This window comes from Pseudomonas lini (assembly GCF_030812475.1).
GTDB classification, from domain to species: Bacteria; Pseudomonadota; Gammaproteobacteria; order Pseudomonadales; family Pseudomonadaceae; genus Aquipseudomonas; species Aquipseudomonas lini_A.
The window spans coordinates 403,618-421,757 of record NZ_JAUSSR010000004.1 but is presented as its reverse complement, the minus strand read 5'-3'; the positions used below and the strand labels follow the sequence as shown (position 1 = coordinate 421,757).

Here is an 18,140-nt window from a genome sequence, read left to right as displayed (position 1 = left end):
GCCAGCGGCGTGGTGCGTGCCAGCAGGATCATCAGGTCGGAATGCTGGACCCGCGAGATCCAGACCTTCTGGCCGTTGATGATGTACTTGTCGCCCTGTTTGACCGCTGTGGTCTTGATCTTGGTGGTGTCGGTCCCGGTGGAGGGCTCGGTCACGGCCATCGATTGCAGACGCAGCTCGCCGCTGGCCAGTTTCGGCAGGTAGAAGCGTTTCTGCGCCTCGCTGCCGTGACGCAGCAGGGTGAACATGTTGTACATCTGGCCGTGGACGGTGCCGGAGTTGCCCCCGCACGCGTTCACTTCTTCAAGAATCACCGAGGCTTCGGCCAGCCCCAGGCCCGAGCCGCCATATTCGGCGGGGATCATCGCCGACAGCCAGCCGGCATCGGTCAGGGCCTTGACGAACGCTTCGGGAAAACCTTTCTGCTCGTCGATCGTGCGCCAGTAAGCCGCGTCGAATTCGGCGCACAGGGCGCGCACGCCGTCGCGGATGGCGTTGAGGTCTTCGTCGTCGTACGGATTCATGGTTGTGCTCTCGGGTCGGTCAGCGGCGCATCACGCGGGACGGGCGGTGCGTTCACGCAAAAGGGTGTCAGTCGAAAACGACTTCGGCGCTCTGGGCCACGCCCGCGTCATTGCCGGCCCACAATTGCGCTTTGCCCGGCTCGACGATGCGACCGCCCACCTGGAACGGCGTGGGGACGTTCAACGGGCGGACGCCGCGATACGCGAAATGCCGCACACGCTTGTCGGGGTTGGCGCGGATGAAGGCGCGCAGGTTGAAGGTGGCGATCATCGGCCCGTGCACCACCAGCCCTGGATAACCTTCGGCCTCGGTGACGTAAGGGTAGTCGTAATGAATGCGGTGGCCGTTGAAGGTCACGGCGGAGTAGCGGAACAACAGGGTCGGGGTCGGCGAGATGGTCTCGCTCCAGTCGCCCGGTTCCGGCGCTTCGCCGCTGTTGAGCTTGGGCGGGTTGGGCTCGCGGTAGACGATGTCCTGTTCTTCGCGCACGCACAGCTGACCGTTCTGCGAGTAGTCATGGCGTACCGTGACGAACAGCAGCGCGCCGGTTCGCCCGTGCTTTTCCTCGATGTGCAGGAGGGTCGACAAGCGATGAGCCTCGGCGCCAACCTTGAGCGGCTGGATGAACTCGACCCGGCCACCGGCCCACATGCGATTACGGTTGTCGGCGGGGGGCAGGAATCCGCCACGGGCAGGATGGCCATCGTCGCCCAGTTGCGTTTCGAACACCGGCTCCTGGAAGAAGCACCATTGCCAGAGCGGTGGCAACGCATCGCCATCGGCCGGCGTCTCTTCACCGAAGGTGGCGGCGATACGCTTGATCAGGTTGCGACTCAGAACGTCTTCGGCCTCTTGCGTACGGCCAATCCAGGCACTGAAATCCATTGGCGACTTTGAATCATTCATAACCAGGCTGCCTCTGCGTTTGTTGTTATGCACCGATCATGCGAGCCGCTCGGCATTCTGAGAATATGCATTTTCATATACCGGCGTTCATGTATGCTGAACGCCTCCCGTGATGTCCGGACCCGACCATGCACTTCGACTTGGCTGACCTGCGTCTTTTCATTCATATCGGTGAATCCCCAAGCCTGACCCAGGGCGCTCGCCGGGCCTTTCTCTCGCCTGCCGCCGCCAGCGCCCGCATCAAGGCGCTGGAAGGGCAGCTCGACACGCGCCTGCTGTACCGCGACAGCCGCGGCGTGGAACTGACGCCGGCCGGGCACAAGTTGCTCAAGCACGCGCGCCTGATCATGAATCAGGTGGACTACCTCAAAGCCGAGTTCACCCACTTCGGCACTGATTCGGCCGGCCACATCCGCATCTTCGCCAACACCACGGCCGTCACCGAATTTTTGCCTGAGGTACTGGCTGGCTTTCTCGCCAAACGCCCCGGGGTGACGGTTGACCTGCAGGAGCGCTTGTCGCGGGATATCGTGCGCGGCGTGCTCGATGGCAGCACCGACATGGGGATCATTGCCGGGCCGGTGGAGGCCGCCGGCTTGCAGGTGATTCATTTCAGCACGGACCGCCTGGTGCTCATCGTGCCCGTAGGCCATGTGCTGGCGAAGCAGAAAAAAGTCACGCTGAAACAGACATTGGCGTTTCAGCACATCGGCCTGCATGAAGGCAGCACCCTGTTGAGCTTCCTGCGCGACCACGTCGAGCGGCTCGGCCAGAACCTGTCGCTGCGGATTCAGGTGTCCAGCTTCGAGGCGGTCTGCCGCATGGTGGAAGCCGGCGTGGGCATCGGCATCATCCCCGAATCCGCGGCGATGCGGCACAGTCGCACCATGCACCTGGTGACCCTGTCGCTCGACGAACCCTGGGCCGTGCGCGAGCGCAGCATCCTGGTGCGTGAGCTTGATGCGCTGCCCGGCACTGTACGCGCGTTGATCGCGACCTTGATGCCCGATGAGGACACTAAAGCCGGGTAGTTCGGGGCTTCAGCGCGGAGTTACCGGGCACTGTTCATGCGCCCGCGATGGCGACGGTGTTCGACAGCTTCCTGCAGGGCATTTCCATCCTCGCTCGGGATAACACGCAGCATGAGGTCATTGATGTGGCCATCACCCAGCTGCTGTTGACGTGGGACATTGCGGCTTCCAGCGTGCCGGCCAGGTCGATGACGTAACGCCCCCTGTACTCGGCGCTACCTTGACCCTACGTTGGGTCGAACTCAGGCGTGCAGGTTCGTCGCAAGGCGAACCCTTGCAGATCGCGCATCTGGAGGTTACCCATTGATTGTTCGCTACGACGAACAATCAATTCACATTATTGCCGTAGTCAAGGCGATAACCGCTGCCTACTGTGGAGGTGAAATTCAGATTCCTTCACCGCAGCGAGACCTGACATGAGCAACGTTAACGACAATAAAGAAATTGCCCAGTACATCCACGGCGTCCACGTCGGCGGCAGCGGCGTGCGCACTCAACCCGTTTACAACCCGGCCACCGGCGCCGTCAGCAACCATGTGCGCCTGGGCAATTCGCAGGACGTGGACGCCGCAGTGGCTTCTGCCGAAGCTGCCTTTCCTGCCTGGTCGAACACACCGCCGATTCGCCGGGCCCGGGTATTGTTCAAATTTCTGGAACTGTTGAACCAGCACAAAGACGAACTGGCGCACCTGATCACTGCCGAACATGGCAAGGTTTTCACCGATGCTCAAGGCGAAGTGGCCCGTGGCATCGACATCGTCGAGTTCTCTTGCGGCATTCCGCAGTTGCTCAAGGGCGACTTCTGCGATCAGGTGTCCACCAACATGGACAACTGGACGCTGCGGCAACCCCTGGGCGTCGTCGCTGGCATCACGCCGTTCAACTTTCCGGTGATGGTCCCGATGTGGATGTTCCCGGTGGCGATCGCGGCGGGCAACACCTTCATCCTCAAGCCGAGCCCGACCGATCCGAGCGCCAGCCTGTTCATGGCGGATTTGCTGAAACAGGCCGGTCTGCCTGATGGCGTATTCAACGTGGTGCAAGGCGACAAAGAGGCCGTCGATGCGCTGCTGGTGCACCCGGATGTGAAAGCGGTGTCCTTCGTTGGCTCCACGCCGATTGCCAATTACATCTACGAGACCGGTGCTCGCCACGGCAAACGCGTGCAGGCCCTGGGCGGCGCGAAGAACCACATGGTGATCATGCCGGATGCCGACGTCGATCAAGTGGTCGACGCATTGATCGGCGCGGGTTATGGCTCGGCGGGCGAACGCTGCATGGCGATCTCGGTGGCCGTGCTGGTCGGCGACGTGGCCGACAAAGTCATGCCAAAACTGCTGGAGCGTACCAAGGCGTTGAAGGTACTCAACGGCAGCAACCTGGCGGCTGAAATGGGCCCGATCGTCACGCCGGCCGCCCATGCCCGCATCACGGGCTACATCGAGCAGGGCATCAAGGAGGGTGCGCAACTGCTGGTGGATGGTCGTCATTTCAACAGCGCGGACGCCGGTGAAGGTTGCGAGGAAGGCTTCTGGATGGGTGGCACGCTGTTCGACCACGTCACCCCGCAAATGCGCATCTACAAAGAAGAAATCTTCGGCCCGGTGCTGGCCTGCGTGCGTGTGCCCGATTTCGCCACCGCGGTGCAATTGGTCAACGACCACGAATTTGGCAACGGCGTGGCCTGCTTCACCCGCGATGGCAACGTGGCGCGCGAATTCAGCCGTCGCATCCAGGTCGGGATGGTCGGCATCAACGTGCCGATCCCGGTACCCATGGCCTGGCATGGCTTTGGCGGCTGGAAGAAGAGCCTGTTCGGTGACATGCATGCTTACGGAGAGGAGGGTGTGCGCTTCTACACCAAGCAGAAATCCATCATGCAGCGCTGGCCGGAAAGCATCGGCAAAGGTGCCGAGTTTGCGATGCCGACGGCGAAATAACACTGCTGTTTCAATAAGGGGATGCCGGTGATTAACGAGACTGGTCGCTGACCCGGGGTGTTTGAAGCAGGGCAGGGGAGCAATGATTGAATCCGCTCCCCTGCTCGTATGCGGATTAGAGTTCAGGTCTTGATGTCCACGCTAAGCCTTTGCTTTGTTCATGACGAGGCGCGAAAATTGGATTAATTGTTTCCATGAGAGAACAATCAAATCATGATCAAAGTGGAAGTTGAAAGGCTCTGGACCCATCTGCACTGGTTGGCGATCCTTGCCGAGCAGGGCACCTATACCGCAGCGGCGATCAGACTGGGGGTCAGCAAGTCGGCGGTGAGCCAGCGGATTGCCGAACTGGAAAAAGCCACGGGGCTGAGCCTGGTGCTGCGCACGACGCGCAGCGTGCGGTTGACCGATGCGGGAAATGCGCTGGTGCGTGACGTGCGCAGTGCTTATGAACACATTGCCCGCAGTTTTTCCGATGTTCGAGACTCTGCGGGGGTGGCACGGGGACTCATTCGGCTGACGGCACCGGTCGCGTTCGCCCGCCAGCAACTGATTCCGGAACTGGCCGGTTTCTTCAAGGACTATCCCGAAGTCAAAGTGCAGCTTGACGTTTCCGATCATATTTCCTCCATCGCTTCGGAGGGTTTCGATCTGGCGGTTCGGCACAGCAATCAGATCCCGGATACCCATGTCGCCTGGAAGTTGTGCGCCACGCGCTCGCTGCTGGTGGCGACCCGCAGCTATCTGGAGCAATTCGGCGAACCTCGACATCCGCAGGATCTGGTCGACCACAACTGCCTGTACTACCCGCGCGGCAACGATACGCCTGCCTGGGCGTTTGAAAGCCGCGACGCTACGCAAGGGGAGGAGAAGCGGTTGACCGTTCCCATCAAAGGCAGCTTTGCCACCAACAATAGCGAAGCCTTGCGTGATGCGGCCCTGACCGATCTGGGCATAGCGCTGTTGCCCGACTTCAGCGCTCAAGCCGGGTTAAAGAACGGAGCATTGGTGCAGGTGCTGCCCACGTGGAAATTAGTCGGGGCCTTCCCGGAGGATATTTACCTGGTGCGTCCTTATTCCGCCCATGTGCCTAGAGCCGTTTCCGTTTTTTTCGACTACCTGCGCGGCCGGTTCACCGCCGGTTTCAGCTGATACCCGATCCCCTGTAGGAGCCGGCTTGCCGGCGAAGGCGGCGGATCAGTCACATAATCGTTGAATGTGAAATCGCCTTCGCTGGCAAGCCAGCTCCTACAGTTGATCTTCTCCTGGCACAGTTCCTATGTCTTATCCCGATCCTGTAGGAGCCGGCTTGCCGGCGAAGGCGTCCTCACGAGCGATGCAAGGCTTGAGGCAGCGGCTATCGGTCCAGCAGCGGCGCCAGCAATGCACACATGCTGCGCCAGTGCGAACCCTCCCAGTAAATCCGTTGGCACGCGCCGCAATGCAGGAAGTGCGAATACTGGGCGCCAACCCGTGGCGGCACCCGCGGTCGGGCCAGTTCCGGGCTGATCTCGTGCAGCGGCAGGTTGCAATGAAGGCACAGGCTGAATGGCCGCGCGCTACGCGCCAGGTCGAGGCGCTCGTACATTTCGCGAAGCTGCAGCGACGGTTTCAGGGCATGCACGTAGCAGCCGTGGCTGATGATCCGCCGCTTGAGCAGATCGCGGTCGCGGGTCAGCACGATACGTCCTTGATGCGCAGCGATCCCGGCGATCTCGCCATCTTCGAAACCATTGTCGTAGAGGGTGTCAAAGCCGCTCATGCGCAGCAGGCTGGCCAGCCCGCCCAGGTGCGCATCAGCGATGAAGCGCAGCACCCTCATAGGTTGCGCCCGAACCTTCAACTGCGGGCTGATGTCCAGCGCTTCGAACTTGGGATACACCGCCAGCCGGTCATCGTCGAAGATCACCCGCTCCAAGCCCACCGACTCGCCGTTGAGCAGCACCAGCTCGACCTCCGTGTGCGGCACCCCGAGCGCCTCGATCATATGCTTGACCGTCGCCCCTCGCGCGCACTCGCAGGTAAAGGCCTGCCGCCGCCGTTCGGCCGGCAGGAAATCGTTGAGCTCCTCGTAGAAGCGGAAGGTTGCTCTGGTCATACTCAACAGTATGGCAGGGCTGCGCAATGAGTGAGTCTGGTCCGGTGACTGGAGAAGGCAGGGGGGCAGGATGTTCACCCGCCCCTCCAGTGGAGTTACAACCGATAAGACTCAAACGTTCGCGGGGTTCTGTTTCTCCGGATCAATCCCGTAAAGCGCAAGCGCCTCGGCTACTTTTTCCCTGGGTACCACTCCGTCATCGGCCAGCGCTTTCAAGGCCGCCAATGCAATGAAGTGGCGATCCACTTCGAAAAAACGGCGCAACGATTCCCGGGTATCCGATTGGCCGAAACCGTCGGTGCCTAATGCCACAAAGCGCCGCTTGGCCACCAACGGGCGGATCTGGTCGGCGAATATCTTCATGTAGTCCGTCGCTACCACCACCGGACCCTGTTTATCCTGCAGGCAACGTTCAACGTGACCGATACGTGGCGCCTCATGGGGATGGAGCAAATTCCAGCGTTCGGCATCCTGGCCGTCCCGACGCAGTTCGGTCAGGCTGGTGACGCTCCACACTTCGCTGCTGACATCGAAGTCCTGCTCCAGCAACTGCGCGGCGGCGATGACTTCTTGCAGGATTGAACCGCAACCCATCAGTTGTACGTGCTTGCCTTCGATTGGCTGCGCCGGGGCCGAGAGCCGATACATGCCTTTAAGGATGTCCTGCTCGATACCTTCGGGCATGGGCGGGTGGGCGTAGTTTTCGTTCAGCAACGTGATGTAGTAGTAGATGTCTTCATTTTCGACATACATGCGCCGCATGCCATCCTGGATGATCACGGCCAGTTCATAGGCGAACGTCGGGTCGTAGGACACGCAGCAGGGTACGGTGGAGGACAATACATGGCTGTGGCCATCGTCATGCTGCAGGCCTTCGCCCATCAGCGTGGTCCTGCCAGACGTGGCACCCAGCAGGAAACCACGGGCGCGGGCATCGCCAGCCGCCCAAGCCAGATCGCCGACACGCTGGAAGCCAAACATCGAGTAGAAGATGTAGAAGGGCACCGTCGTCACGCCGTGCGTACTGTACGAAGTACTCGCCGCGATCCAGGAAGAAATCCCGCCGGACTCGTTCAGACCCTCCTGCATGATCTGGCCATCCCGTGCCTCCTTGTAATAACTCAGTTGGCCGGCGTCCTGGGGTGTATACAACTGGCCGACGTGGGAATGGATGCCGATCTGGCGGAACAGGCTTTCCATGCCGAAGGTGCGTGATTCGTCCGGGACAATGGGCACGATCAACTTGCCGATGTTCGGGTCTTTGAGCAAAGTGCCGAGGATGCGTACAAACGCCATGGTGGTGGAAATCCCGCGCTCGCCAGTGCCTTTGAGCTGGGTGTCCAGCGCCGACAATGGCGGGATCTGCAGCGGCTCGACCGCGCTGAAGCGAGCAGGCACGTAACCGCCCAGTTCGGTGCGCCTGGCTTGCAGATAAAGGGCCTCGATGCTGTCCGCTGCCGGTTTGAGGTAGGGCATGTCACCCAGTTGATCGTCGCTGAGGTCCAACGCGAAACGATCACGGAACGCTTTGACTGCATCCTCACCCATCTTCTTGAGCTGATGGTTGATGTTCTGGCCTTCGCCGGCTTCACCCATGCCGAAACCTTTCACGGTCTTGGCCAAAATGACCGTCGGCCCGCCGCTGTGGCGCATCGCGGCGGCGTACGCGTTATAGACCTTTTCCGGGTCATGGCCGCCGCGAGAGAGCTTCCAGATGTCTTCGTCGCTCAGGTCGCTGACCAGTTCCAGCAATTCGGGGTACTTGCCAAAAAAATGCTCTCGTACGTAAGCGCCGTTTTGTGACTTGTAGTTTTGATAGTCGCCGTCCACGCATTCCATCATCCGCTGGCGTAGCAGGCCGCTTTTGTCCTTTTCCAGCAAGGCGTCCCAACCGCTACCCCAGATCACCTTGATAACGTTCCAGCCGGCCGCCCGGTACAGGCTTTCAAATTCCTGAATGACCTTGCTGTTGCCGCGCACCGGTCCGTCCAGGCGCTGGAGGTTGCAGTTGACGACGAAAATAATATTGTCGAGCTTCTCCCGACCCGCCAGGGAAATCGCCGCCAGGGATTCCGGCTGGTCCATTTCGCCGTCGCCGAGAAACGCCCAGACTTTGCGCCCTTGATGTTCTTTCAGGCCACGGTCTTCGAGGTAGCGCATGAATCTGGCCTGATACGCGGCGGTGATCGGTCCGAGTCCCATGGACACCGTCGGAAATTGCCAGAAGTCCGGCATGAGCCTTGGATGCGGATAGGACGAGACACCGTCGCGGTCAGTCTCGCGGCGGAAGTTGTCCAGCTGTGCTTCGCTCAGGCGACCTTCCAGATAGGCGCGCCCGTAGATGCCCGGCGAAGAATGTCCCTGGATATACACCATGTCGCCAGCAAACCGGTCGGTGCGCCCACGGAAGAAATGCTCGAAGCCGACATCGTACAGAACGGCCGCCGAGGCATAGGATGCGATGTGCCCGCCCACGTTCGAATGTTTGCCGGCGCGCAGCACCATTGCCAAGGCGTTCCAGCGAATATAAGCATTGATCCGGCGCTCTATCGTCAGGTCGCCGGGGTAGGGCTGCTGACGGTCGAGCGCGATAGTGTTGATGTAGGGCGTGGTGACGCGCCCGTAGAAATTACCGTGGCGGTCGGCGTCGAAATCCAGCATCTGATCGATCAGATAGTGGGCGCGAGAGCGCCCTTCGACGCTCGCCACCGATTCAATGGAGTCGAGCCATTCACGAGTTTCTTGTGGATCCTCGTCGAGAAACAGGGGGTGTTGTGCCATCGTCATCTCCTGGACAGTGCAGCGGCACCGAGTCGTTTGGTGCCTGGCTAAGGGGCGTGGGTAGACGCCAACCTTGAACAAGTATGTAGTTGCAATTACAACTACATACGAGAACTTAGCCTGGCGCGCGCTACAATTGCAACTAAATAGATTTGATGAAAAGGGTGATGCATGTCTTCAAGCGATCCGGATACCTGGTTCAGATTCGTCAGGGCCCACCGTTGCCTGATCCGGGAAATCGAGCGTCGACTGGCGGCCGCCGGCCTGCCGGCGTATGCGTGGTACGACGCGTTATGGGGCCTGGAAAGCGGCCCTGAAGGCACCCGGCGCATGAGCGAATTGGCTGACGTGATGGCGATCGAGCGCTACAACCTCACCCGGTTGGTGGACCGTCTGGAGGCCGAAGGCCTGGTCTCACGCAGCCGTGTCAGCGATGACGGCCGTGGTGCGTATGCCGCCATTACCGAGAGCGGGAAAGCGCTGCGTAAAAAAATGTGGCAAATCTATGAAGGGGCGGTGGACGAGTTGTTTTTGTCGCAATTCGATGACAAGCAACAGCGGTTCTTCAGTGACGCGCTTGAGCGAGCCGCCAGTGCGGCGCGGGCCAGTGGGCGAGCGGGTTGACCGCAGTCCGGTCATTGCAGCCGATAACGGCTCATCGCCTGCTCGACGCACGCTTGTTCAATGACACCTTGCTGGGCCAGGGCTCGCAGAGCGAGTGTCACGATCCAGCGTTTATCCAGTGTCTTGCCCGTTTCAGTTGAATCAGCGCCTAGCGCCACGAACCGTGACTGGATATGCCCACCGATCTGATCGGCGACATGTTGGGCATAGCCGGTCACAGCCACCACCGGGCAATCATCGGCGCTCAGGCAGTCGAGCAAATGCGACGACCGCCGCGGCATGTCGGGATGCATCCGGTTCCAGCGTTGGGCCTTGTCCGCATCACGGGCCAGGCGGGTGTAGCTGGGGCAGCTCCAGAGTTCGCTTGCGATACCCCAGTCATCACGCAACATCAGCGCCGCCGAGGCCACCGACTGCAAGGCCAGCCCCGCGCCCAACAAGCGGACCCGGGTTTGCCCGGCATCTGGGTCAAACCCGTTGAGCCTGTACATGCCTTTGAGTGCCTGGCTCGCATTGAGTTGGCTGATGGGGGCCATGAACTCATCGGATTCATCGTGAAGCGCCATGTAGTAGAAGCCGTCATTGCCCTCCACATACAGACTTTGCAACGCAGCTAGCGCAATGGCGTGCGCTTCGGCACCGCTGGCGGGGTCGAAGGGCAGACAGTGCGGGTTGGCGGCCAGCCACAGCGCAACCCAGGGATGAGCGCCTTTAGGCCAACGCGAGGGCAGGGTTTCTATGTCATTGCACAGAATGCCCCGGTGGGCGGATTCGCTTGAAAGTGCGCAAAGTTCGGCTGATGTCGCAGAACTGGTCAGGTACAGCAGCGGTTTTTCGCTGGCGCAGGCGGTGGGGCTAAAACGCAGTGGCCAGGCGCTGATACGGAGGTGACCATTTTTGGCTTGAGACTGCTTGCCGGAACGAATGACCCAGATATGCCTGGTCGTTCCCGGATCCCTTTCCAGTCGATCGGCGATATCGATCATAGTGCAGAGCGGAGAGGACCAGCTAGCGGTGGGGGGCTGGGCGAGGGTGCGGATTTTATCGATGCAGGCCTGAGCGGCGAGGCGGGTATCGGGTGTTTTGCTGAAGCTGGAAAAGCCGACCATATGCCAAAAATCTCCGTGCGTTCCGTCATGCCTGCACCATACGGTACGCCTTTAGATGATTGCAAATGCAATTAGATTGCCGGAGGTTTTAGTCCTGACGACGGTGTCTCTGGCGCCGTTTTGATGTTCGCGTCTGGCAACCCTGCACACAGAACAAACTGCCAACAGCAACAGGCCTCAACCCCGCAAAAACCCTCAAAGCAATCGTTCAATGGCAGAATCGTCTGACTTGATCGTTTTGGAGACCACCATGCTTGGCGCATTTGAACGAAGGCTCGACCCCTTTCCTCCTGACGAGGTACCACCGCCACCCGCGGGCCTGGCGCGGTTTCTGTGGGCGTGCACACGGGGCGCCCGCGGCTATATTCTTGCGTTTGCGCTGCTCAGTGCCGCTGTGTCGATCTACGAAGCCTGGCTGTTTTCGTTCCTCGGCCAGGTCGTGGATCTACTCTCGACCTGGCAGGCAGGCGGTGATGCCGCGGCGCAGGAAAGCCGCGTGTTGTGGGGCATGGCCATCGTCATGGCGAGCAGTGTCGGGCTTGTGGCGTTGCGCACCATGGTGCAGCACCAGATATTGGCGATCAACCTGCCGTTGCGGCTGCGTTGGGACTTCCACCGTTTGATGCTACGGCAAAGCCTTTCGTTCTTTTCCGATGAGTTTTCCGGCCGGGTCACCACCAAGGTGATGCAGACTGCGCTGGCCGTGCGCGACGTGCTGTTTACCCTGATTGAGATCGCACCCGGAATCGGGGTGTATTTCATCGCGATCATTGCGTTGGCGGGCGGCTTCGCACTGAAACTGATGCTGCCTTTCGTTGCCTGGATTCTGTTGTTCGGGTTGGCCATGCTCTACTTCGTCCCCCGCCTGGGGAAAGTCGGACAGGAACAGGCCAATGCGCGTTCCTCGATGACCGGACGTATCTCAGACGCCTACACCAACATCACGACAGTGAAGCTGTTCTCCCATTCCAATCGTGAAGCGCACTTCGCGCGTGCGGCCATGGAAGATTTCAAGCAGACCGGCTTTCGCCAGATGCGCCTGGTAAGCCAGTTCGAGATCGTCAACCAGGCATTGGTGGTAGCCTTGATCATGGCAGCAGGTGGTTATGCCCTGTGGCTATGGCACCAGGGTGAGGTCGGCGCAGGTGCCGTGGCGGCAATCACCGCCATGGCGTTGCGCATCAATGGCATGTCGCACTGGATCATGTGGCAAATGACCTCGCTGTTCGAGAGTATCGGCACCGTGCAGGATGGCATGGTCACACTGGCCCGTGGCCCCAAGGTGCAGGATGCGCCGGACGCGGGTGTGCTGGTGACCTCCGGCGGGGCGGTAACTTTTGACAATGTCTGCTTCAACTACAACGGCGAGCGCCAGGTGCTCGATGGCCTGAGCCTGAACATTCGCCCGGGCGAAAAAATCGGTCTGGTTGGCCGTTCAGGCGCAGGCAAATCCACGCTGATCAACCTGCTGCTGCGCTTCTACGACGTCGACAGCGGGCAGATTCGCATTGACGGGCAAGACATCGCCCACGTAACGCAAGACAGCTTGCGCAGCGCCATCGGCATGGTCACCCAGGATACTTCCCTGTTGCACCGTTCCATTCGCGACAACATCGCCTACGGCCGCCCCGATGCGAGCGACGCGCAAATCCGCAGTGCCGCGGCCAGTGCCCAGGCCGATGAGTTCATCAGCCAACTGAGCGACCGCCAAGGCCACAGCGGCTACGACACCCTGGTCGGCGAGCGCGGCATCAAGCTGTCGGGTGGGCAGCGCCAGCGTGTCGCGATTGCCCGGGTGATGCTCAAGAACGCCCCGATCCTGCTGCTCGACGAGGCCACCAGCGCGCTGGATTCGGAAGTCGAAGTGGCCATTCAGGAAAGCCTCGATGAAATGATGCAGGGCAAGACCGTGATCGCCATCGCCCATCGGCTGTCGACGATTGCGGCAATGGATCGACTTATTGTCATGGATGACGGACGCATCATCGAACAGGGCACCCACACCGAATTGCTCGCCAAAAACGGCATCTATGCGCGGCTGTGGCACCACCAGAGTGGCGGGTTTCTGGGTGAGGATCAGGGGGTGGCCGAGGTTATGGATCAGGTTTGAGCGTGAACGGCGCCAGGGCTGCGCGGGGTCCGGAAGCGGTCGTCTACGGTGGCCGTTGTAGCGGGAACTTCAGGGTACTGGCCAGGTCAATGGGGACGCTGTATCGCAAATGCCGAGCAGCGCTGTGGCCTGTTTTACGGCCGTGTCGTTCGAGATCAGTCGAGTCCGCCCCCTGATGCCAGCCAAGAGTTTTCTTCCAGGTCTCATCCTGGTGTCCTGCGTGGTCGCATCGCTTTGTTCGGTTGCTGCCGAGCGAAGCGCGCCGGCGCAAAGTAACAGCGCATCAACCACCCTGATCGAAACCGCCTCGCGGCAGTATGAACATGGCGAGTTGGACCAAGCCGCGGCCACGCTGGAGCGTGCCCTGCATATCCAGCCGAACAATCCCGCGACGTTGCATTACCTCGGTGTGTTGCGCCTTCAGCAGGGGCAGTACCAGCAGGCTGAAATCTTGGCGGCGCGCTCGAACATCCGGGTCGGTCGCAACGTTGAATTACGCAATCGCAATTTCCAACTGATCCAGGCGGCGCAGCAAGCACAGGCTTCGAATACCCCACCCAATGCCAAAGAGAACCTGGTCGCCGTACAGAAGGGGCTGGAAGAGGAGAGCCAAAGGCGCCGCGAAGCAGAAATGGCCGTTGTTGAACAATCCACTTCGGACACGGGGCGCGACGCTGGCAACTTCGCTCGCGCGAGGGCAGGCCGGGTATTGGATTCACCGACAGCTGGCTGGCCTCGGCCCGAAGGAACATTGCAAAAAGCTTCCGTCGAGCCAGATCCTGCGTACGATGGGGTTGAAATTCCCCGCGGCCATTTGCCGCCTCCGGGTAAATGCCGAATCTGGTTTCCTGATCGCCCGCCAGGGCATCAGCCCGCACTCGGCAAGTGCAAGAAGCTGCGACATCGGGTTCCGCCAGGAGCCTACCTGGTGCAGGGTTGAGTTTCTGCGTGTCCACTTCTTGCAGTTGCCTGCGAGCAGGAAGGCTGGTGAATCAGTTTCCAGACCAATGCATTGTCTGGGCTGCTACGCCAGAGCCTCGTGGCAGCTTTCGGCCCAAGACAGCCATTGGCCAATAGCTACCCCTCGCGCTCGTTTAACGCCTGATAAGGTTTTCTATCTGGCGTCTTGGCTCCAACCGCCGACCACTGATCGTAAGCTGCTTTCATCCTTTGCCAGGTATGGTCGTCGGCGGGGATCAGATGCTCGATGCGCAATGACGCTACTGTGATATCGAGCGGCATTCCGAACGTTGTAAATGTGGATAGAAACCTGAGTTCCCCGTGTTCGGTTCGCACTCGAGTCAATACCAAGGGTGACGGTGGTGCGTCCAGTAGTGCCGTGGCCGGTCCGGACACGTCTCGCAGGACGCGAGCTAAATCGGGATTGCTGGTGGCTTCCCTTGCAGCGCGTTGCCAGGCAATAGCCCGTATCTCTTGCGCATTTACCAGACGATCACCCAAGCCGCCGGGACGCAGCAGAGTGTCCAGCAGGTTGAGCCCTGAATCGCCACCGGCTGAAACACCGGCCATCGCGAAGAGCAATCCCGCGCTGGCATTGGCTGCCGTGATGTCCCAGTTGCTGTTGATGACAATCGCTGGTGCAGGATTATTGGCTTGCAGGATGTGATCAATCGCGTCCTGCACAACCTCCAGCGCCGGAGCGTCAAGCGCAGAAGCAACGTAGCGGGGCGCATAGCCAGCCGCAACGAACACTGCGTTGCAATGCTCAAGAGGTACGTCGAGCGCTGTTAACAGAGCATGCAATGTACCAGGGCTCGCCTTGGCACGACCTGTCTCGACGCAACTGAGGTGACGTTGAGAAACGCCGACTATCAGGGACAGTTCCAGCTGGCTGAGTCCCGCTTGCCGACGGAACCGTCGTAGATGCTCACCGGCGGCATTGCTGGCGACGGAGTATGTAGGATGAAAGGAGTGGTGGCCCATGATTCAACTCTGACTGTCCATGTGAAGAGTGTCCATGACCTGTCAGGTCATTGAGAGACGAGCAACACTATCACTACTGTGTAGACGCGACCTACCAAGGAGAAGGACATGAGAGCCGTCTACATTGCACTACCCGTGTTATTTGTTTTTTCGCTTTATACCGGCTGGACGCTGCTGATGGCAGAGCAGTCGCTTTTCGCCTTTGGTCTCGAGTTAATGTCCCGGCCTGACACCGCGCAAGTCGTCATCGACCTCTACTTGATGGCGACGCTCGCTTGCCTCTGGATGGTTAACGACAACAGGTCGAGAGGCGGTTCGTTGTCAGGTGTGCTTCCGTACCTGTTGATTACGCTCATTTTCGTGTCCATAGGCCCGCTGCTGTATATCGTGTGCAAAGGGGTCAAGGAACAGGCAGGAATAAAATTTCCCCGAATGTAGCGAAAATCCTGCGCTTCAAAGCCCTGCGCCAAACCGATACTGCCACGCGATGCCAATGACGTCGTATTCGCTGCCCGTGCGGCTATGCCCGCCATTACTCGCATTCAGCTTTAGCGAATGGTTCCGGTTCAACGGTAGCGTGAGGGTGCCGCCGTAGCGTGTGTTTTCCTGAAAATCGTCGTTACGGACCCCATCGACCGAGGTACGCCCGCCAGCGAACCAGGTCGTGTCCAGCGACGCCCAAACGCCATTGCTGAACGCATAGATAAGATGCGCCTGTACCTGGTAAATCGGGTCCTGGGACAATACGTGGTCGCCAAGTAATTCGTCATTGTCGGTGTAAAAGGTGCCGGCGCCGGATAGTTCCAGGGTCACTTGCCCCAGACGCTTGGAAATCCCGAGTTCCGGCTTGAATGACCAGCGATTGTTGCCCAGGTTGACCAGCCTGCCGGCGTCGTATTGGCCAAGCGGTGCCGTGATCGCCAGGCTGGCGCCGATAATCACATCCTGTTGATAGCTGGGGAATTGCGCCAGGGACATCGCCGGGGCGCCATACAAGTTGACCGAGAAGCGTAATCTGGGATCGATCAACCCGCTAACCTCACGCTCCCTGGGTTCACCGGCAAGCAGGGCAGAGCCGGTCAATCTTGCCTTGGGCACGACGATATCGAACTTGCCGGAGCGGCCCCAGACGTCCAGGGATCTGGCAAAGGCAAACACAACAGTCTTGATGTTGAGCTTGGCATCCTCGAGCGGGATAGACGGGTTGACCGTCACGCTGCCGTCGAGATCGCTGTAGCCCACTAGCAGGAAGTTGATACCTACCGGCGTATTGGCGTAGGACCTGGGTTCGAGATCCTCTGCGACTGCACCGGGGGCGCCCATGATGAGCGAAGCGGATGCGAACCGAATAAACCTGACGACGCAGTGTTGGTGTTTCATTCACATTCGCTCGCTTCCTGTGAGGACCCCAGCGTTAGTGTAGTAGCGCATCTGCATTATCAAATCTGGCCAGGGCGCCCGAGCGAACAGTTTATTTGCAGGGCCAGACCTGGATTCATCCTGCTATCCGAGCTTGCCCGCGCCGTAACAAGCGGCGATGACAATGAGTGTGAGAAAACACACCAACTGCACGCAATAGAAGCCAAACCGAACCGCCACAAATGCATCGGTTTGCACATGGCAGACGTGAACCAGAGACTGGCACACGCGAGCGACCAGGACGATGATGGACAAAAAGCTGACTGCCGGGCCGTCGACCCCAAGGGCTGAAATCACCAACACGATGGCACCAAGGACAGGCAGGTTTTCCACACAGTTCGCGTGTGCTCGGGTCCCGCGTCGATACCAGTCCTCGCCTTCGAGCTGATCGCTTCGGAAAGAGCCAATGGGCACCTTCGAGAACAGGATCCTGACCCAGCGATACACCCCGACGGTTGCCATCAACAGCAGCAACGTCCAGCTCGTAAATCCAAGCAGCATCCACATCGGTATCGTCATGGCCGCCATCCTCGATCAATCGTTTTCAACACGTCATGCCACAGTCGCGCGACCGACGCGGGGCCGGTCGCCGCTGTCGATCATTGACTCATGATGGGGCGCAGCGCGGTCTGAATCCTGGACATTTGCGCAGGGGTCGTCATGCCCGTGAGCAGCCGGCCAAAGTGTGGATGCTGCACGCCCGAAATAATGTATTGCCAGCGGTAGGCGCTCAGCACCGAGGCTTTGATTTGCGCTGTCTCATCGACACTGAACGGACGTGACCCATTGCTAATGAAGTAGTCGGCATCGGCTGCCGATTGTGCCTGCAGGATGGCGTCGACGGCCGCCACCAGCGCAATCAGATCGTTCACGGCCTGGTCGTGCTCGGCTGGCGAGAGTTTCGCATGCTCCGCTTTCCACTCCAGTTCATCCAGCACGACGTGCCGGCTTTCATCCATCCAGTGAAATTTGAAGACATCCTTGAACAGGGGGCACAACTCCTCGCGCGGGGCGATGCTTTGCTTGTAGTGCGTTTGAACAAACAGTTCGATATGACAGGTCAGCGCCAGCACCGACCAGCTGCTGGCCGCCAGTACCGCGCGCGCGACATCGTTTGGATCGGCCACTCGACGATATCCCGCTGGTAATTGCGCACCCATCATCGCCTCTATGCGCCGGAACAGCTCCTGGTGCTTGATCTCGTCATTGGAAAAGTGCACCAGCGCTTCGAGTGCAAGTTGGTCGTCGAATACATGGGCCCGACCTTGATCGAGCATTTTGGCACTGATAAAACGCTCGACCAGGCCAAACATATAGGCGTAGGTTCGGCCTTGAATCTGACTGAGCAGGCGCGCCTCGTCCGCGGTGAGAAAGGTCAGTTCGTCGATCCGCGAGAGTCCGTCGGGCAAGAATTTGCGCGAGAAGTCGAAACGCCGGTCCTGGAGCAAATCGCGATCGATCTGCCATTGCGTTTTCTTCGATGATCTGACGATTTGAGCGTAACGGGCGGCGTTGCCTGAATCTGAGCCGGGTACGGTAAGGATGCTGTTCATATCGATCTCCTGCTTCACTGGTCGTGCTGGAAGGGGCCATTAAGGTTGACGTCGACTCCAGTGACCGTTGGTGAAAACTCCGGGGAGAGCCTCGATCACC

The 18,140-nt window shown here is 59.8% G+C and carries 16 protein-coding genes and 1 pseudogene; 8 read left to right on the top strand and 9 right to left on the bottom strand.

All coding sequences use genetic code 11. From position 1 onward, the window contains the following. The coding region (locus J2W17_RS10730; RefSeq protein ID WP_307333323.1) for an acyl-CoA dehydrogenase family protein at positions 1–524 on the bottom strand (524 nt) is incomplete at its 3' end. 67 nt (positions 525–591) lie between these two features. Next, positions 592–1,431: an FAS1-like dehydratase domain-containing protein gene (locus tag J2W17_RS10725; protein WP_307333321.1), complete on the bottom strand. Its 840-nt coding sequence runs from the start codon at positions 1,429–1,431 to the stop codon at positions 592–594. Positions 1,432–1,559: 128 nt separating this feature from the next. On the opposite strand from J2W17_RS10725, the gene J2W17_RS10720 reads away from it, so the two are divergent. The 4 genes and pseudogenes from J2W17_RS10720 to J2W17_RS10705 all read left to right on the top strand — a co-directional run bounded on the left by J2W17_RS10720 (position 1,560) and on the right by J2W17_RS10705 (position 5,554). After that, on the top strand, positions 1,560–2,462 hold the full coding sequence (locus tag J2W17_RS10720) for a LysR family transcriptional regulator (protein ID WP_307333319.1): 903 nt from the start codon (positions 1,560–1,562) through the stop codon (positions 2,460–2,462). A gap of 17 nt (positions 2,463–2,479) precedes the next feature. Then, positions 2,480–2,659, top strand: a pseudogene (locus tag J2W17_RS10715) (TetR/AcrR family transcriptional regulator); the annotation flags it as partial. Between the two features lie 219 nt (positions 2,660–2,878). Beyond that, the gene (locus J2W17_RS10710; RefSeq protein WP_307333317.1) at positions 2,879–4,402 is read left to right on the top strand and encodes a CoA-acylating methylmalonate-semialdehyde dehydrogenase; all 1,524 of its coding nucleotides are present in this window, start codon (positions 2,879–2,881) and stop codon (positions 4,400–4,402) included. Between the two features lie 213 nt (positions 4,403–4,615). After that, complete coding sequence (locus J2W17_RS10705; RefSeq protein ID WP_307333315.1) at positions 4,616–5,554, top strand: LysR family transcriptional regulator; 939 nt, start codon at positions 4,616–4,618, stop codon at positions 5,552–5,554. 205 nt (positions 5,555–5,759) lie between these two features. Here the strand turns inward: J2W17_RS10705 and J2W17_RS10700 are convergent, their stop codons facing one another. Together J2W17_RS10700 and aceE are read right to left on the bottom strand one after the other, a co-directional pair. Then, positions 5,760–6,500: a Mut7-C RNAse domain-containing protein gene (locus J2W17_RS10700; RefSeq protein ID WP_307333313.1), complete on the bottom strand. Its 741-nt coding sequence runs from the start codon at positions 6,498–6,500 to the stop codon at positions 5,760–5,762. Positions 6,501–6,611: 111 nt separating this feature from the next. Then, positions 6,612–9,281 carry a pyruvate dehydrogenase (acetyl-transferring), homodimeric type gene (gene aceE / locus J2W17_RS10695; RefSeq protein ID WP_307333311.1) on the bottom strand — a complete coding sequence of 890 codons (2,670 nt, stop codon included), beginning with the start codon at positions 9,279–9,281 and terminating at the stop codon, positions 6,612–6,614. A gap of 171 nt (positions 9,282–9,452) precedes the next feature. Here aceE and J2W17_RS10690 point away from each other — a divergent pair, with 171 nt between their 5' ends. Continuing rightward, entirely contained in the window at positions 9,453–9,905 is a 453-nt protein-coding gene (locus J2W17_RS10690; protein ID WP_307333309.1) for a MarR family winged helix-turn-helix transcriptional regulator, read from the top strand. A gap of 11 nt (positions 9,906–9,916) precedes the next feature. Here the strand turns inward: J2W17_RS10690 and J2W17_RS10685 are convergent, their stop codons facing one another. Next, positions 9,917–11,014: a transketolase-like TK C-terminal-containing protein gene (locus J2W17_RS10685; RefSeq protein WP_307333308.1), complete on the bottom strand. Its 1,098-nt coding sequence runs from the start codon at positions 11,012–11,014 to the stop codon at positions 9,917–9,919. A gap of 250 nt (positions 11,015–11,264) precedes the next feature. Between J2W17_RS10685 and J2W17_RS10680 the strand changes: the two genes are divergently transcribed. Both J2W17_RS10680 and J2W17_RS10675 read left to right on the top strand, forming a co-directional pair. Further along, the gene (locus J2W17_RS10680) at positions 11,265–13,124 is read left to right on the top strand and encodes an ABC transporter ATP-binding protein (protein WP_307333305.1); all 1,860 of its coding nucleotides are present in this window, start codon (positions 11,265–11,267) and stop codon (positions 13,122–13,124) included. A gap of 175 nt (positions 13,125–13,299) precedes the next feature. Then, positions 13,300–14,064: a tetratricopeptide repeat protein gene (locus tag J2W17_RS10675; RefSeq protein WP_307333353.1), complete on the top strand. Its 765-nt coding sequence runs from the start codon at positions 13,300–13,302 to the stop codon at positions 14,062–14,064. Positions 14,065–14,201: 137 nt separating this feature from the next. Here the strand turns inward: J2W17_RS10675 and J2W17_RS10670 are convergent, their stop codons facing one another. Beyond that, positions 14,202–15,068, bottom strand: coding sequence for a helix-turn-helix domain-containing protein (locus tag J2W17_RS10670; RefSeq protein ID WP_307333303.1), 867 nt, complete (start codon positions 15,066–15,068; stop codon positions 14,202–14,204). 108 nt (positions 15,069–15,176) lie between these two features. Here J2W17_RS10670 and J2W17_RS10665 point away from each other — a divergent pair, with 108 nt between their 5' ends. Continuing rightward, entirely contained in the window at positions 15,177–15,506 is a 330-nt protein-coding gene (locus J2W17_RS10665; RefSeq protein ID WP_307333301.1) for a DUF2834 domain-containing protein, read from the top strand. A gap of 15 nt (positions 15,507–15,521) precedes the next feature. Here J2W17_RS10665 and J2W17_RS10660 read toward each other — a convergent pair whose 3' ends face one another. The 3 genes from J2W17_RS10660 to J2W17_RS10650 all read right to left on the bottom strand — a co-directional run bounded on the left by J2W17_RS10660 (position 15,522) and on the right by J2W17_RS10650 (position 18,040). Continuing rightward, entirely contained in the window at positions 15,522–16,448 is a 927-nt protein-coding gene (locus J2W17_RS10660; protein WP_307333300.1) for a transporter, read from the bottom strand. A 123-nt stretch (positions 16,449–16,571) separates the two neighbouring features. Further along, on the bottom strand, positions 16,572–17,006 hold the full coding sequence (locus J2W17_RS10655; protein WP_307333297.1) for an MAPEG family protein: 435 nt from the start codon (positions 17,004–17,006) through the stop codon (positions 16,572–16,574). Positions 17,007–17,086: 80 nt separating this feature from the next. Continuing rightward, positions 17,087–18,040, bottom strand: coding sequence for a diiron oxygenase (locus J2W17_RS10650; protein ID WP_307333351.1), 954 nt, complete (start codon positions 18,038–18,040; stop codon positions 17,087–17,089). Positions 18,041–18,140: the final 100 nt, after the last annotated feature.